This is a genomic window from Mesobacillus sp. AQ2 (assembly GCF_030122805.1).
Lineage (GTDB): Bacteria > Bacillota > Bacilli > Bacillales > Cytobacillaceae > Mesobacillus > Mesobacillus oceanisediminis_A.
This window is the reverse complement of sequence record NZ_CP126080.1, coordinates 329255-346429: the sequence shown is the minus strand read 5'-3', so window position 1 is coordinate 346429 and position 17175 is coordinate 329255. Positions and strand designations below refer to the sequence as shown.

Below are 17175 nucleotides of genomic sequence, written 5' to 3'. Positions count from 1 at the left end.
TAAATAGGTAAACAGTGCAATTTTGCTTATGAAGCGTGCGATTATGTAGTCTTATCGTGCAATTCGTCCTCTTTTCGGTGCAATTAATAGCGGGGATAGTGCAATTCCTGGTCTTTACCGTGCAATTAATGTTTCCAACACAAAAAATCCCCCTCTCTCAACGAGAAGGGGATTCCAAATCTGTATTAGTACATCTCAGAAGTAGTCTTTGCTTGCACGTGAAGCGTTAGATAGTCAGGTCCGCCAGCTTTTGAATCTGTTCCTGACATGTTGAAGCCGCCGAATGGCTGGTAGCCGACGATTGCGCCTGTGCAGCCGCGGTTGAAGTAAAGGTTTCCGACATGGAAATCTTCGCGTGCCTTCTGGATGTTTTCACGGTTGCGCGTGATAACAGCTCCAGTCAGGCCGTATTCAGTGTTGTTTGCGATTTCAAGCGCATGGTCGAAGTCCTTCGCTTTTGCGAATGCGACAACTGGTCCGAAGATTTCTTCCTGCATGATGCGAGCCTTTGGATCGACATCAGCGAAGATGGTCGGCTTGATGAAGTAGCCTTTAGAGCTGTCTCCTTCGCCGCCAGTCATCAAACGGCCTTCTTCCTTGCCGATTTCGATGTAGCTCATGATCTTGTCGAAAGCACCCTGGTCATTAACAGGACCCATGAATGTGCTCTGATCTGTAGGATCATCAAGCTTAAGCTCATTTGTAAGTTCAACGACACGGTTAAGAACTTGATCATAAACATCTTCAACGATTACTGCACGTGAACATGCAGAGCATTTTTGTCCAGAGAAACCGAAAGCTGAAGCAGTGATCGCTTGGGCTGCTAACTCAAGATCAGCATCTTTGTCGACAACCATAGTATCTTTTCCGCCCATTTCAGCGATTACACGCTTTAGCCAGATTTGGCCTTCGCTCAATTTTGAAGCGCGCTCGTAAATGCGCAGACCCACGTCACGTGAACCTGTGAAGCTTACGAAGCGAGTGTCCTTGTGGTCAACAAGGTAGTCGCCCACTTCTGCGCCGCTTCCTGGCACGAAGTTAAGAACACCTGCAGGAAGACCTGCTTCTTCCATAACTTCGACGAACTTAGCTGCAACTACTGGAGTAGTTGAAGCTGGCTTCAATAGAACTGTGTTCCCTGTTACGATTGCTGCTACCGTTGTACCAGCCATGATTGCTAACGGGAAGTTCCATGGAGAGATGATGATACCAACTCCAAGAGGAATATAGTCATAACGGTTATATTCATTTGGACGGCTTTCTACTGGTACACCGTCTTTGATTCGCAGCATTTGGCGAGCATAGAACTCAAGGAAGTCGATTGCTTCTGCTGTATCAGCATCTGCTTCGTTCCAAGGCTTGCCTGCTTCTTTGGTTAAGAGTGCTGAGAACTCATGCTTGCGGCGGCGAATGATCGCTGCAGCTTTGAATAATACATCTGCACGTGTTTCAGGCTTTACTTTCTTCCAAGTTTTGAACGCTTCAACAGCAGCCTGCATCGCTTTTTCAGCTAAATCGCGGTTTGCCTTTGAAACGCGACCAATAACTTCTTCTTTATTGGATGGGTTATAAGATACAATCTTGTCTTCAGTTGAGATCCTCTCTCCGCCAATTACCAAATCGTAATCCTGGCCAAGATAGCCCTCTACAGTTTTTAGTCCTGTTAAGTATCCTTCACGGTTTTCATTAACTTTAAAATTCGTGAAAGGCTCGTGTTTGTATGCCTGAACCATTCTATCCCCTCCTATGTATTAAAACGTTTTCATTCCTTTCCCATTCTATCATGAGAATCTCATAGTGTTCAATGCCAACGTACTAGCAAGTATTGGATTGCGAATTTTCTTGATATTTATTATGGCAATATTGTAATTTGGGTAGATTTACGGACTTGGTCGATATATTTTGGAAAGTGGTCGATATAATCGTAAATGTGGTCGATATATCTCATTTTCCGCTGATATATTCAAAAATGCGGTCGATATAATCTGATTTCCGCCAATAAAAAGGATTAACTACACTAACTCCCAGCAGGGAATCCCCAAAATCTAGCGAATAATTATCTATCTTTCAAAAAAGGGGTCTATTTTACATGAAAAAACGTCATGAAGTGTTGTTCAATCAACTCGAATCCTATCGCAGCGAGATTTTAAGCGTGGTGGATGCCGTTTCTATAGAAGATGCGGAGAAAATTCCCGCTGGATTCAAAAATAATATCCGCTGGAACCTCGGACATATCTACCTTGACCAATATTTATGGATTCAGGCAGTGACAAAGGAGACAGCTGATGTTCCGGAAAACTTCAATAAGTGGTTCGGCTATGGCACCTCACCAGCCAATTTTACCGAAGAGACACCTTCCGTCACTGAGCTGAAAAAATTGCTCAGAATACAGCCTGCAAGCATTAAAGAAACATATGGCGAGCGTCTTGAAGAGGAATTCCCGCAAACCGAGATGGGCATGCACACCATCGAACAGGTACTCATCCGGACGATTTTCCATGAAGGAATGCATCTTCAAACGATACTTGATCTAAAGAAATACATGTAAAAAGCAAAGAGCTGCCTCTTTGCTTTTTCCTCACCACTCTCCAGCTACCTCTGCTTCAATTTTCTTAATCAATTTATCTACATAGATTGAGGGATAATCAAGGGCTTTTATCTCAGCAAAGTAAGGAAACATGTCTTTTATATCATTCGCATAATAGCTTCCATCCCTTGGAATTGAGTGGCTGATGACTTGCAGGGAATCTTCTGTCTGATCCACCTTGAGAACCATCGGAACTGACATACCTGTGCCCTGCTCTATTTTGGAATCTTCCTTATAGTACTCCTCGATTAACGCCCAGATGTATAATTCACCTTTCTTCTCGTTAGATCCCAGTATCTCATGTGCACTAAAAATCTCACCCCTGAAGTTTGGCGACATCACTTCTTCCCGGATGTACTTTTCAATCTCCTGTTGACTTTCCGCAGTGAAAGAGATTGAACCGGACGACCTCGCATAGCCCGCCAATACTAAAATAAGGAGCAGTCCTCCCACAACCCATAGCCTCACCATGTATTTCCTCCCCAAAGTGTTTCTCATTAAGACGATAATCAGAGACTGATAGATACAACTTTTTTTTCGGTAATTTTTGAAACACCTAGGTTTCACGAAACTGCAAGGCACTTTAATAACTCCACACAGCTGATGAAGAATGCAAAAAAGCAAAGAGCCAGTATGCTCTTTGCTTCGCTTTTACTCATAAATATGGACAAATGGTTCATCCTGATCCGGCTTCTTGACAATCAGCGCTTCCTGGCCAAGAACGGAGGAGACGCTGACCTGCACGGAGATATAGTTAGGGAAATGCTCCATGACGAGACCGGTTACGTACTGGGTGAACCCGATTGCTTCTGCTTTTCCGTAAAATTGGATAGGGATCTCAATGTTCAGTTCCTGCAGCTGGCCATCGACATAAAAGCCTTTGCCGATGACGCCGTTGAAGTTAGGGAAATATTCTTCGACATCCTGTTTGAAGTTCTCGAAGAATGTCAGGTCATCCCTGTGTTCCTTCTCGGCTTTGCCGGATGGGAATAGAATATACTCTTCTTTAACATCTTTCCAGCTGCCGATATCGTTGCTGCCCTGGGAAACTTCGGTATATGCGAAAAAATTCCCTGGTACAACCGAAGAACGGCTTTCCTGCTCAAACAATCCGACGGTGATCGGCACATTCTTCAACTCGTCAATGTTCCGGAGCCTGCTTACGACTTGTTTGGCGATTTTCTTCCCTTCTGCCTCAAGGACGGAACGGGGAATGTTTTTCTCGAACACAGCCCCAAATGCTTCTTCACGATAATAGTGGACGGAATTCAAGGCCAGGCCAATGGCGATGCCGCCAAGCTGGTACGTATCCTTTTTCCCGGATTGGACGAGATAATCATGCTCGATAATATGAGCCAGATAAATAGGATTCTTTTCGTTCCGTTTGTGGACATCTCCCTTGCCTGTGTCGATTGGGTTCAGTCCAAGATTCTTTACTGTGACCTTCTTATTGCTTTTTTCTTTTTTAGCCTTTGCCTGCAGCTCTTCTTCCTTTGCCTTTACCTGCGCCGGAGTCATTTCACGTTCCAGCCAGGCTGACACAGTGCCTCCATCAAGGTACTGGCCTTCCTTGAACACATACTTGTCGGTTGGAAAAGAGTTTTGCGCAATCCGCATCAGTCCCGTTTCGAACTCTGTGATGTCGTAGCGCGTATTCAAATTATTGACGACCATGCCTCTGGCTTCCCCTGGCTCGAATGGCATGATGGTACGGTAATATTTTTCCGAAATTTTATATTTCGGGATAATCGCTTTTTCTTTTGTATCATCATCCTTTTTCTGGACGACCTCTTCCTGTTTTTGAAAATTAGGGGCGCAGGCCGTCAGCAAAAGGACAAGAGAGAGAGCGACCATTGAGAGTTTTCTCATGGCGTGTACACCTCTTATTTATTTAATTCTTCAAGCATTTTCTCCTCATTCCACACTTCAATCCCAAGGCTTTCTGCTTTTGTCAGTTTTGAACCGGCATCTTCTCCGGCAATGACCAGGTCGGTTTTCTTGCTGACGCTGCCGGCTACATTGCCGCCAAGCGCTTCGATCTTTTCTTTCGCTTCGTTTCGGCCCATTTGCTCTAGTTTTCCAGTCAATACAATCGTTTTACCGGCAAAAAATGAATCCGATTCTTCCGCGGTCACTTTTTTAGGTCCTTTGTATTCCATATTGACGCCAACAGCCTTCAGTTCGGAGATCAGTTCCTTCACTTCATCATTGTCAAAATACGTGACGATGGAGTCGGCCATTTTGTCGCCGATTTCGTTGATGGCAGTCAGTTCTTCCTTCGATGCTTCCATAAGATGATCCATCGTTCCAAATTCCTGGGCTAACGTCTTCGCAGCTTTTGCGCCAACGAGGCGGATCCCGAGTCCGAACAATAGCTTCTCCAATGAATTATCCTTTGTGGCTTCAATAGCGGACAGCAGATTATTGACGGATTTCTCGCCCATCCGTTCAAGAGCCAGCAGCTGCTCGCGTGTCAACTTGTAAATGTCGGCAACATCCTTGATCAGCTCCTGGGCAAACAACTGGCTGACCACTCTTTCACCAAGCCCGTCGATGTTCATCGCATCACGGGAAACGAAATGGATCAAGCCTTCCCTGATTTGGGCAGGACATTTCGGATTGATGCAGCGAAGCGCGACCTCACCCTCTATCCTGACAAGCTCGCTTTCACATTCAGGGCAATGAGTTGGCATATGGAACTCGACTTCCTCACCAGTCCGCTGCTCAACAAGAACATTCACGACTTCAGGAATGATGTCGCCCGCTTTTTTGACAACGACCTTATCACCAATTTTGATATCTTTCTCACGAATCAAGTCTTCATTGTGCAAGGAAGCACGTCCAACGGTTGTACCTGCTACCTGTACAGGCTCAAGGATGGCTGTCGGTGTAACAACTCCCGTCCGGCCAACACTCAGCTCGATATCCTTCAGAGTCGTCACAACTTCTTCGGCAGGGAACTTATAAGCGATTGCCCAGCGAGGGCTTTTCGCCGTCGTGCCCAGCTCTGCCTGCTGGTCAAGTGAATCGACCTTGATGACGATGCCATCAATATCATACGGAAGGTCCGGGCGTTTTTCTACCCAACCGTTCACATACTCGATAACACCTTCGATACTGTCAACCTTGCGGCGTTCTTTATTTGTTTTAAACCCAAGCTGTTGCAGATAGTCCAGTCCCTCACTATGCGCCCGGATTCCTGTATCACCGACATTCGCAATTCCATAGAGGAAAACATCAAGATTCCTTGAAGCGGCAATCTTCGGATCAAGCTGACGCAAAGAACCTGCCGCCGCATTGCGGGGATTGGCAAATGGCTCTTCTTCCTTTTCTTCTCGCTTCCTGTTCAAAGCTTCAAATGATTTCTTCGGCATGAACGCTTCGCCTCGGACTTCCAGCGAAACCGGCTCCTTCAGGCGGATTGGCAGGGAACGGATCGTCCTCAGATTAGACGTAATATCCTCCCCTGTCGTTCCATCTCCGCGAGTCGCACCGCGCACGAGCATGCCATCCTCATAAATCAGGGCGACGGCAAGTCCATCGATCTTCAGCTCGCAAACATAGGAAACATTGTCGCCCACACCCTGGCGCACCCGACGGTCAAAATCGCGAAGATCCTGGTCGTCAAATGCATTCCCGAGGCTTAGCATCGGAATCGTATGCTGCACCTTATTGAACATCGTTAATATTTCGCCGCCGACACGCTGTGTAGGGGAATCAGGAGTCTGCAATTCAGGGAATTGCTCCTCGATTTCAATCAGTTCCCGAAGCAGCCTGTCGTATTCCGCATCCGGAACCGATGGTTGGTCAAGAACATGATATTCATAAGAATATTGATTCAGCAGGTTTTGCAAATCCTTGGCTTTTTTCTCAGCACTTTGAAAATCCATAAATCCAACCCTTTCATAACTGAAAAGCGGAAGCGCCTTGGTCAGCTCCGACAAGCGGTGGAGGGCCTGACAGTGAAGTCGTTCTTTGACTTCATTGGCAGGACCGAAGCGTCTCGAGGGGCTAGGCGCTGGAGCTAGACAGAAATTTAATTGTAAGAATGGTATAGATTAAGCCTTAGTAATCGGCGCGAACTTGGCCAGCAATCGCTTGATTCCTGTTGGGCTTGGGAAGGCTATATCCAGCTCGGTTCCTTCACCGGAGCCTTTCACGCTGACTACCGTTCCTGTTCCCCACTTGCCATGCTGCGCTTTGTCTCCAACCTTCCAGTCAATGCCTTCACCGCCGCTTGCAGCTGCGACTGGACGGGTAACAGCGCCGCGGGCTGGCATGGACGGTCTTGCAGAAGCGCCTGGTCTGCCGCCGCTGGCTGATGCTGGTCTGCCGCCGCTTGTTGGAGCAGGCCTTCTGACTTTCGGCACGGCATCTTCAATTAAATCACCAGGAATTTCTTTGATAAAACGTGATTCCGGGTTCATATTCGTGCGGCCGAAAAGCGTACGCATCTGTGCATTCGTGATGAATAACTCTTCTTCAGCACGGGTGATTCCCACGTAGGCAAGACGGCGCTCTTCCTCCATCTCATCCTCTTCCATCAAGGAGCGGCTATGCGGGAAGACTCCTTCTTCCATACCGATCAGGAAGACAACCGGGAACTCAAGTCCCTTGGCTGAGTGCAGGGTCATCAGTGTGACAAAATCGGTTTTTTGTTCGCCATCATCGTCAAGACGGTCGATATCGGCAACAAGAGCCAAATCCGTCAGGAATGCAACGAGGCTCTTATCTTCACTGCTTTCTTCAAAGCTTTTTGTTACGGTTAAAAATTCATCTATATTTTCAAGCCTGCTCTGTGATTCCAGCGATTTTTCCGCCTTCAGCATATCGCGGTAGCCCGTCTTATCAAGCACTTCTTCCACAAGCTCGGTCACCGACAGGTATTCCTGTTGGTGTGTGTAATTGCTGATCAGGTTGCGGAACTCGGCTGCTGCTTTTTCCGCCTTTGGGCTGAGTCCGATCATTTCAATCGTCTCTAGCGCCTGGAACATCGACAGGTCATGCATCGTCGCGAAGTTGGCGATTTTATCAATCGAAGTTGAACCGATCGCTCGCTTCGGAACATTGATAATCCTCTGCAAGCTGATATCATCATCCGGATTGGAAATCAGGCGCAGATAGGCCAGGATGTCCTTAATTTCTTTTCTGTCATAGAACTTGATGCCGCCGACAATCGAGTAATCGATGTTCGACTTCAGGAAAGATTCCTCGATCACACGCGACTGGGCGTTTGTCCGGTACAGGATTGCGATATCAGACAACTTGCGGCCCTGGCGCATGAGCTCCTGGATTTTGCCGATCACGAACTGAGCTTCGCCCTGCTCGCTATCCGCACGATAATACATTATTTTGTTGCCGTCGGCATTTTCAGTCCATAGGTTCTTCGGCTTACGGTTCATATTGTTCTGGATGACCATATTAGCCGCCAGCAAAATCTTCTTTGTTGAGCGGTAATTCTGCTCCAGCAAAATCACACTCGCTCTTGGGTAGTCCTTTTCAAAAGAAAGGATATTCGCTATGTCAGCACCGCGCCAGCGATAGATCGACTGATCGGAGTCCCCGACGACACAAAGGTTCTGGAAGCGCTGCGCAAGCAGTTTTACCAGCATGTATTGTGCCCTGTTCGTATCCTGGTACTCATCGACGTGGATGTACTGGAACTTGCGCTGATAGTACTCAAGCACTTCAGGAACGCGGATGAACAGCGTGATTGTCGACATAATCAAGTCATCGAAATCAAGCGCGTTATTTTTGCGAAGCCTGCGCTGATACTCTTCGTACACATCGCTTACCTTCTGTGAAAAATAATCCCCGGCTGTTTTTGCATACTCTTCCGGCGTGATCAATTCGTTTTTCGCCGAGCTGATCGTTCCCAGAATCGCACGCGGGTCGAACTTTTTCGGATCCATATTTTTGTCCTTCAAGATCGACTTAATGACCGATTGCTGGTCTGTTGAGTCAAGGATCGTGAAGTTCCGGTTATAGCCGAGACGGTCAATGTCTCTGCGCAAAATCCGCACACACATCGAGTGGAACGTTGAAATCCAGATATCATCTGCCGCTCCGCCCATCATTTTCTGAATCCTCTCGCGCATCTCGCGCGCCGCTTTATTCGTAAACGTGATCGCCAGGATGTTATAAGGATTTACCCCTTTTTCCACCATTAAATACGCAATCCTGTGTGTCAAAACTCTTGTTTTACCAGAGCCTGCCCCTGCCATCAGAAGCAGCGGTCCGTCGACTGTCTTGACAGCCTTCTGCTGCTCCGGATTTAGGCCGTTCAATAATTTATCCGTTAAAAATTGCACACTCTTCACCACCATACAAACATTTGTTCTTATTTTATCTTATAATATATTTCCATACAACTGGATTATTGCTTTACTGAAGCAACTGTCTTCAATGCCTCGTCCAGGTTGCTGTAGATTACATTCCCAACAACGATGACATCGGCATGTGCAGCCATTTCCGCTGACTGCTGCGCCGTTTCGATCCCACCACCGTAAAAGAGGACGGTTTGATCGAGAACTTCTTTTGCAGCTTTTACATATTCAGGATTGCCGTACGTGCCGCTGTATTCCAAATAGAAAATTGGCAGGTTGAACATTTTTTCCGCCATCATCGCGTAGGCTTGTACATCTTCGACTGAAAGCTCGGTCTTCGCCTCGGTCAATCTGGCTGCCTTGCAATCCGGATTGAGGATGCAATAGCCTTCCATTTTTAGCTCGTCCCAATCCATCAGATCGCCATATTCCTTGACTGCTTTATGATGCAGCCCGGTAATCCACTCCGGATTGCCGCTGTTCAGCACCGTCGGGATAAAATAAAAATCAAAACCCGGCGTAATCGAGTCGATTGTCGAAACCTCGAGAATGCACGGAACCGTATAGCGGCGGACGCGGGCCATTAAATCGAGGACGCCTTCTAGCGTGACTCCATCCGTTCCCCCAACCAGGATTGCGTCGGTTCCAGACTCGCAAATTCTTTCTAATTCTTCATCAGTGATCTCTTTATTTGGATCGAGTTTGAACACATGTCTCCACTCGCGAACATCGTACATCCCAGAATTGCCCCCATTCTATCTATCCATTCCACCATTATAGCATTTGTTGCCGGTATATAAAAAAGGAAACATAAGGTTGTTTGCGAGAAATCCGCAAGCGCTGACGCCAGGCTTTTTTCAAAGCGAAAAATAGATGAATGCTCCTAAATATGCGCAAAAAAGCGTCCCGCCTTCCGGAACGCTTTCAGCAATTTTTTACAAATCACGGTGTTCGTATTGCTCTTTGAACAATTTTGAAAAAACATAGAAACTGATTCCGCTCACAACCAATGCGAGATAAATAGGATCAAGCCCGAAGAAGCTGATGAACTCCTTTTCGCCAAGATAGACTGCGAGACTCCCAAGGAACAAGGACGCCAGGCTGCCTGCCGGGGTCGCTTTTTCCCAGACATGCCCGAGCACATAAGGAATGAACGCGCCTCCCGCTCTCAATGTAAAAGAGAACATTAATAGCGTGATAATATCCGAAACATTCCAGATTGCTGTCAGCAAGGCGAAGCCGGAAACCACATACATCGTGTAGCGGACCATTTTTAACAGCTTACCATCCGCTGCATCCTTGTTGATATATTGATGGTAAATATCATTTGTGAAAATGGATCCAGCCGCCAATAGATTACTAGATGCGCTCGACATCGTCGCCGAAATCAGTGCGGCGAACAGGATACCGGTCACGACATCCGGCAGCACCTCCATCGCCAACACTGGCAATGCGTACTGCGCACCTCTTTCCATCAGCATCGCCCCGTCAATCTGGCCGTTCTCGACCATTCCGTACATGAATAGACCGATCATCGCAGGGATGAATGCGAACAGCACGTAGACGAAAGAAGTAATATAGGAAGCTTGCTTCGCTGCCTTGCCGTCCTTGGCGGAATAATAGCGCTGGACCGCCTCCTGGCCAACCGTGAAGGAAGCGATATACATAACGACCAGTGCAAGAATCGTCCCCCAGCCAGCACCATCCACGAGACTCCACTTCGCATCCGGTATATTGGCCGTCACTTGCTCGAAACCACCGCCTGCCTGAAGCGTGAATGGAATGATCAGCCCCATCCCGACGATGATGAAGATCCACTGGACCACATCGGTGTAAACAACACTGTACATGCCGCCCATCACACTATATAACGTAACAACAACGGTGACGATGATGACAGAAACAGTGTAGCTCCAGCCGGTCATGACTGACAGGATCGTCGCCGATGCGATGAACTGAACCGCCGTCAGACCGACCATCGGCAGCAGCATGATAATGGATGTTACCAGTGAATTCGCTTTCCCGTACCGCCTGCGAAAGTATTCAGGTACCGTTTTTACAGCAGCTTCCCGCAGCATAGGCGCGAGGAACGCCAGCACGACGAAGGCAATCGCCATTGTGATGACATACCAGACTGCCGACAGCCCCCAATCTCCATAAGCTTTTTCAACCACCCCGAGTGACGACCCGCCGCCAACCTCAGTCGCTGCAAGGCTTCCCGCCAGCAGCCACGGACCCATCTTACGGCCCGCAACCAAAAAGTCCTCATTATCATTGATTTTTTTCGAAGATATGTACCCAATCATGATCATAATACCTAAATAAATAATCACAATCGCAATGACCGTCAAGCTTGCCCCCATCAACTCACTCCAAAGTTTATATTTTACCTACCCCCTACCCTTTTAAAATAACTGGTAACCTGGTTTATTGGCGATTTTAGATTTTTATTGGCGATTTCACCCTGTTTTTTGGCGATTTTTCATTTTTTTGGCGAAAATACCTGCTTTTTTGGCGATAATCAGATTTTATTGGCGAACTGGAAAATAACCTGGTTTTTTTCCATCTTATTTAGCGACAATTTCTTTATATAGCGAAAAATCCATTTTTATAGCGACTTTCTGATTTTTATAGCGAAAAGTTCATTTATATAGCGACTTTTTCATTTTTATAGCGAATTGGGAATTATCCGTAGTTTTTACCAATTTACCAGCCAGCCCCAAAAAAAGAACAGAACCAGATCTGGTTCCGTCCCATGTCATAAACTAATTCGCTTTTTCAGCATTTTCCTGTTCTTTCAATCTTTCGAGCGCCATTTCGTAGGCGTCGTTTCCATAGTTCAGGCAGCGCTTGACACGGGAAATCGTTGCCGTGCTTGCGCCTGTTTCTGTTTCGATTTTATGGTATGTCTTGCCTTCGCGAAGCATGCGGGCTACTTCAAGACGCTGTGCGAGTGACTGGATTTCATTCACCGTTGCCAGGTCATCGAAGAATCGGTACGCTTCATCAAGGTCCTTCAGCGATAAAATCGCCTTGAACAATTGGTCTAGTTCCTTGCCTCTTAATTTATCAATTTGCATATATTCTACCCCTTAATTCACTCAGAATTTTATTGTTGAGAGTCGAATGAGACATCGCTGATTGATGGGACAATGTTGATCCATGTTTTCCCGGGAACGAAACCAGCTTTTGCTCCATCCTTATAAGGGACGATCCTGCCAGCTTCATTTTTCCATTGTATCTCATTCACTTTGCCTTTTTGGAACAAATATCCCTTGCCGCCGGAATTCATGTCGATTACCCTGCGCCCGGCATCATCAACGATCTTGTGGTTCATTTGCACGACAAGGATGTTGTCGAGCAGAACAGATTCCTTCGATTCAAGATCCACTGTTTCTTCGCTTCCATTGAAACGGTGGTATTTCTGCTTGTCAGCATCATACTCGTAAATTACATCGAACGACGGCGAACCATAAGATACCATGAAATCTTCCGCCGAAGTTCCCTCCAGCTGATCGGCTTCCTCACCGCTCAAGAATACAGCAGGTTCAGGAGCTTTGTCCATTCCGTAGCCTTTCATTTCCGCACCCTTCACGATATTCTTATAAGTGATATACGAATTATGAGGTGCCTTACGGAAATCAGCACGCTTGAACAATGTTCCGTCATATTGCATTCCGTTGATGTTATCAATTTCGCCATGTTCAAGCATTTCCTTCGCTTCAGGACTATATCCATGGGCGACGAAAAAGCTGTCAAACCCGGATGCCAGTCCGATGAAGTATTCACGCGCACTGCGTACCGGTCCAATCTTTTCAGGCTTCTCGCTCTGGAAAATCGCCACGAATCTTGTTACGCCGCCTTCAGCCAAAACTTCGTGAACAACGTCTGCTTTATTAAGCCCGGATTGTGGTCTTGCTTTCGGGTGGTTATTGACAACCACTGCTACTGCCCTATCTGAGGATTCTTCTTTGGTGCCCACTCCAGTAAGCGGAAATTTGAACTGAAACTCTTCTGCTTCCTTGCCAACAGTTTCCACTTCTTTTTCTTTATGTTCTTTAACTGTTTCTTTTTTCTCTGTCTCTTTACTGCTGCACCCGCCTGCAAGCACGATTGCTGCAATCAGCACAGCGATCCATGTTTTTCTCATTTTCGCCACCCCTTGAACCCAGTTCATTCATGGCTGTCTATCTCTAGATGCACTTTTATATTTTAACGCATTATCGTTGGAAAGAGTACCGTTTTTTTCATCACGTCATAGATGCCCTGCTGGGTGATGCGGATGTATGGCAAGTGCGTTGATGAGAAGAATAGCAGGGAATAGATCGGATCAGCAAATTTGTAGCCCTTATCCTTCAGATATTCCAGCAAATGCTTTTCCTCCGCCATCAGCTCCGTCACAGGATGGCTCGACATGATCCCCTGAAGTCTCAGTGGGATTTCCCTGACAGGAACCCCATTTTCACAGGCAACAATTCCGCCTCCAAGCTCTTTCATCCTGTTAAAAGCAGCCATCATATCCTGTTTATCTTTACCGATTAAAATGATGTCACCGGTATTTGAGAACGAGCTCGCAAGCCCCTGCAAACCGGTGGCGAAGCCCTTTAGGACTGTATTGATGCGCCAGTTCCCATGGCGGTCGATCAGAGTGAAAAAACATTCATCATGTTTTGAGGACAATTGATCTTCAGACACATCGATCGAGATGGAATAAGGTTTCGTGATCACCGAATTCTCCATCTTGATTCCAAATGGCATTGAAAACTGCAGATCGTCCATCGTTAAATCCCAGTCCATTTCTAGCGGAGCGAAACCCATCTCGGGCCAATTCAATTCTTTCGCTGCATCAATTGTCTCACCGTCGCGCTTCACCCACTGGCCCTTCGCCAGCACCGAAACAGGTGTCGGATTCAGTTCATCGCTCAGGATATTGATATTCGCGATTCGTCCGGTGGCGATGTTCCCGTGCAGATGCTCGAAATTATAATAACGCGCCACATTGATTGTCGCCATATTGTAGGCATCAATAACCGGTACGCCATGATCGATGGCAATCCGGATCAATTCATCGATGACACCATTTTCGTAAAACGCCGTCGATGCCCCGTCCGTTGTCATCATAAACCGGTCATACACTGCGATGTCCAGCTCATGGATTTCATCAAGCAGCTTCGGTAAATCAGGACGGATTGAGGAATGCCGCAGCGAAACCATATATCCCTGCATCAACCTCCTTCTGACTTCCTCGCCTGTCATCGCCTCATGGTCGCAATCCGCGCCGAACAGCATCATTTTTGCCAGCGTTTTCTCTGATGCACCCGGGAAATGCCCTTCGATTTTCTTGTGCATCCGCTTCGTTTCCTGCATCCAGTGAAGGATCATGTCATCGCCATTCATCAGCTTCGGCCAGCAAGTCAACTCGCCGCCCTGGACAACATTCTCATGCTCAAGCCATGACCTGACATTGCTGTTGGAGAATACCTCCTCCTCATGCTGGATTTCCGTCTGAGCGTCAAAACGGCTCCACCAGTACATGGTGACCGGGTTGTCATTCAGTTCATTTATAAAGGAAAACGCTTTCTTTTTACCCAATTGTAAAGCAAGCACCATATTATCATTGATCAGTGTGGTCGTCCCCGTCTGTGATGCATAGGCAGCGAAAGAATGGGGATTATAAAGTTGAAATGGGTGGGCGTGAGGTTCAATATAACCTGGCACCAGTTTCATTCCAGCGCAATCCACTATTTCGCACCGCTTCGTGTTTTCCGGCAGGTTTTCACCAACATACACAATCCTGTCATTGTAAATCCATATGTTCGCAGTCATCCACTTGCGGAATGTCTGGTTCAAATACGTTGCATTTTTCAATAAGATCGTCGGTGAAAGGGTGCCGTCCAAAACAGCAGCATGGTTGCGCAATTGTTTGTTTTTCCATCGATAACGTTGTTCCATACCATGTTCCCCTTTTCTCTATGTTAGGCTCTGTTATACTTGGCTGTTGATTTTCGTTCCAGGCGCTTCGCTTTCCGCGGGGCCGGCGCTGAGCCTCCTCGTCGCAAGCTCCTGCGGGGTCTCACCTCCCGGCTGATCCCGCAGGACACTGAAATGCTTCTGCGAATTGACCCACGCACGAGGAAATTGCGTCAGCATTTTCCGAGGAGTCTACGCGCCTTCCACTACAATCAACAGGGTGATTAGACAAGATGCGGATTGAACAGAGCCTTATATTTAAATTCAAATTCTTTACCAAAAAGAAAGCCCTTACATTATTGTACTATCGTAACATATTTCACTGTTTAACGCATTAAAGAATTTCAAATTTATTGTAAATAGCTGTATAAAGGAGCGATGGAAAATGAAGGTACGTCCGAATATCGGTATCATCAATGCACTTGTGAGAATTACGGCGGGGCTGACGATCCTGGCATGGTCGACTTCCAAAATGGTGAAGCGTCCTTGGAAGGATTCCTACCTTTTCATTGCGATGCTTGGCGCGATGAAAGTCGGGGAAGGAATTGTCCGCTACTGTCCGCTCACTGCTGCCTATGAAAAAGGCCAGGACATGATGGAGCAAAAGAATTCTGAGGATGAGGACTCTGAAGGATGGATCCAGTATAACCCTAGTTGACTGTTGTATGGTTCAAAGCAAGAACAAAAAGCGCAAGCGCCTTGTTCAGCCCCGACAAGCGCTGGAGGGCCTGACAGTGAAGTCGTTCTTTGACTTCATTGGCAGGACCGAAGCGTCTCGAGGGGCTAGGCGCTGGAGCTGGATTAAGACACCCATATTCAGTTATCCACACAAAAATGCTTTTATAATTTCCTATACAATAAAATAAAGCCCCCAGACCCGGGGGCTTCCAAAAAGGAGATGATTCAATGTTCTGGGAATATATCATGGACGTCAGCTTCGTCTGGATTGCACTGATCGGAAGCATCATTGCCCTGCTTCTTGTCTATATTAAGGGTTCTAGCAAGAGACGTGCCCGATAGCTCTGCTGCCGATATCCTTGCGATAAAAGGTTTCCGGGCAGTCCAGCTTTTCGAGCTCAGCATATACTTTTTGCTGCGCTTCCTTTAGCGAGTCCGCTTTTGCACCGACAAGCAGCACCCTGCCGCCGTTTGTCACGAACTTACCCTGGACGTTTTTCGCCGTGCCTGCATGGAAAACATCTGACATGCTCTCAATGCCTTTGAGTTCAGCCCCTTTTCCATACTCCTCCGGATAGCCATTGGCCGCGACCACTACGCCGACCATCGCTTCCTTATGCCATTCAATTTCAGGTTTGCGCCCTTCAAGCAGTTCGAGGATCACCTCGACCAAATCCGATTTCATCCTCGGCAGGATCACCTGTGTTTCCGGGTCGCCGAATCTTGCATTGAATTCAATCACTTTTGGACCTTCTGCCGTCTCTATCAGCCCGGCATACAGAATACCTGTAAAGCTCCGGCCTTCCATTTCCATTGCGATTGCTGCAGGAATGAGGATTTTCTGCACTGCTTCTTCGATCGAATCCTTTTTGATATGCGGCACCGGGGAGTACGCTCCCATCCCGCCGGTGTTAGGCCCCTTGTCGCCATCGAATGCACGCTTATGGTCCTGGGCGATTTCAAGCGGGATCACAGTTTCTCCGTTCACGAACGCCATCAGCGAAAACTCTTCCCCAGGTAAAAATTGCTCCATGACCACGCTTGCGGAGGCTTCGCCAAATTTGCCGTCTAGCAACATTTCCTGCAGCGCCTGTTCCGCTTGCTGCATCGTCATCGCGACAACGACGCCTTTTCCCGCTGCCAGTCCGTCCGCTTTGATGACAATCGGAGCTCCTACCTTCGCAAGATAATCCCTTGCCTCGGCATAGTCCGTGAATGTCTCGTAAGCAGCAGTAGGAATGCCGTACTTTTTCATCAAGTCCTTTGCAAACGATTTGCTGCCCTCGATGATCGCTGCTGCTTTTCGGGGACCAAAAACTTTGAGTCCCTCTTCAATGAAAATATCAGCCAGCCCTTCCAACAAGGGAACCTCCGGACCGATGATTGTCAGCCCGATTTGCTGCTCCTTCGCAAATGAAACAAGACCCTCTGTATCCATTTCATTTATCGAGACCAATTTCGCGCAATCCTCCATACCCGGATTGCCCGGGGCCACTAAAACCTCTGTAACCAGCGGACTCTCACTGACCTTCTTGCAAATCGCATGCTCCCGGCCGCCTTTGCCAACCACCAGAACCTTCATAACACGCACCCCCGTTAATTTCAGAACTGCTT

General features: G+C 47.3%; 14 protein-coding genes. 3 read left to right on the top strand and 11 right to left on the bottom strand.

Annotated elements, in window-relative coordinates; all coding sequences use genetic code 11:
* Window positions 1-185: 185 nt before the first annotated feature.
* The gene (gene pruA, locus QNH36_RS01815; RefSeq protein ID WP_283904529.1) at window positions 186-1733 is read right to left on the bottom strand and encodes an L-glutamate gamma-semialdehyde dehydrogenase; all 1548 of its coding nucleotides are present in this window, start codon (window positions 1731-1733) and stop codon (window positions 186-188) included.
* Window positions 1734-2089: 356 nt separating this feature from the next.
* Here pruA and QNH36_RS01810 point away from each other — a divergent pair, with 356 nt between their 5' ends.
* The gene (locus QNH36_RS01810) at window positions 2090-2548 is read left to right on the top strand and encodes a DinB family protein (protein ID WP_144480416.1); all 459 of its coding nucleotides are present in this window, start codon (window positions 2090-2092) and stop codon (window positions 2546-2548) included.
* Window positions 2549-2578: 30 nt separating this feature from the next.
* Here QNH36_RS01810 and QNH36_RS01805 read toward each other — a convergent pair whose 3' ends face one another.
* From QNH36_RS01805 to QNH36_RS01765, 9 genes are all read right to left on the bottom strand, one after another.
* On the bottom strand, window positions 2579-3058 hold the full coding sequence (locus QNH36_RS01805) for a hypothetical protein (protein ID WP_283904528.1): 480 nt from the start codon (window positions 3056-3058) through the stop codon (window positions 2579-2581).
* 180 nt (window positions 3059-3238) lie between these two features.
* Window positions 3239-4456: a CamS family sex pheromone protein gene (locus QNH36_RS01800; RefSeq protein WP_144480423.1), complete on the bottom strand. Its 1218-nt coding sequence runs from the start codon at window positions 4454-4456 to the stop codon at window positions 3239-3241.
* Window positions 4457-4470: 14 nt separating this feature from the next.
* Window positions 4471-6477 (bottom strand): NAD-dependent DNA ligase LigA, encoded by a 2007-nt coding sequence (gene ligA / locus QNH36_RS01795; RefSeq protein WP_144480425.1) that lies wholly within the window; start codon window positions 6475-6477, stop codon window positions 4471-4473.
* Window positions 6478-6645: 168 nt separating this feature from the next.
* Window positions 6646-8898, bottom strand: coding sequence for a DNA helicase PcrA (pcrA, locus tag QNH36_RS01790; protein WP_144480427.1), 2253 nt, complete (start codon window positions 8896-8898; stop codon window positions 6646-6648).
* Between the two features lie 65 nt (window positions 8899-8963).
* On the bottom strand, window positions 8964-9650 hold the full coding sequence (gene pcrB / locus QNH36_RS01785; RefSeq protein WP_283904527.1) for a heptaprenylglyceryl phosphate synthase: 687 nt from the start codon (window positions 9648-9650) through the stop codon (window positions 8964-8966).
* 198 nt (window positions 9651-9848) lie between these two features.
* Entirely contained in the window at window positions 9849-11276 is a 1428-nt protein-coding gene (locus QNH36_RS01780; protein WP_251544502.1) for a sodium:solute symporter family protein, read from the bottom strand.
* A 402-nt stretch (window positions 11277-11678) separates the two neighbouring features.
* The gene (locus QNH36_RS01775; protein WP_144480433.1) at window positions 11679-11993 is read right to left on the bottom strand and encodes a YerC/YecD family TrpR-related protein; all 315 of its coding nucleotides are present in this window, start codon (window positions 11991-11993) and stop codon (window positions 11679-11681) included.
* 29 nt (window positions 11994-12022) lie between these two features.
* The gene (locus tag QNH36_RS01770; RefSeq protein ID WP_283904526.1) at window positions 12023-13063 is read right to left on the bottom strand and encodes a DUF3048 domain-containing protein; all 1041 of its coding nucleotides are present in this window, start codon (window positions 13061-13063) and stop codon (window positions 12023-12025) included.
* A 62-nt stretch (window positions 13064-13125) separates the two neighbouring features.
* Window positions 13126-14865, bottom strand: a complete 1740-nt coding sequence (locus tag QNH36_RS01765; protein ID WP_283904525.1) for an adenine deaminase C-terminal domain-containing protein — start codon at window positions 14863-14865, stop codon at window positions 13126-13128.
* Between the two features lie 403 nt (window positions 14866-15268).
* Between QNH36_RS01765 and QNH36_RS01760 the strand changes: the two genes are divergently transcribed.
* Entirely contained in the window at window positions 15269-15541 is a 273-nt protein-coding gene (locus QNH36_RS01760; RefSeq protein WP_251544499.1) for a YgaP family membrane protein, read from the top strand.
* Window positions 15542-15789: 248 nt separating this feature from the next.
* Window positions 15790-15903 carry an EYxxD motif small membrane protein gene (locus tag QNH36_RS23915; protein WP_349654834.1) on the top strand — a complete coding sequence of 38 codons (114 nt, stop codon included), beginning with the start codon at window positions 15790-15792 and terminating at the stop codon, window positions 15901-15903.
* On the opposite strand, the gene purD is transcribed toward QNH36_RS23915, so the two are convergent.
* Window positions 15881-17143 (bottom strand): phosphoribosylamine--glycine ligase, encoded by a 1263-nt coding sequence (purD, locus tag QNH36_RS01755; protein WP_283904524.1) that lies wholly within the window; start codon window positions 17141-17143, stop codon window positions 15881-15883. The two genes, QNH36_RS23915 and purD, sit on opposite strands and share 23 nt — an antisense overlap.
* Window positions 17144-17175: the final 32 nt, after the last annotated feature.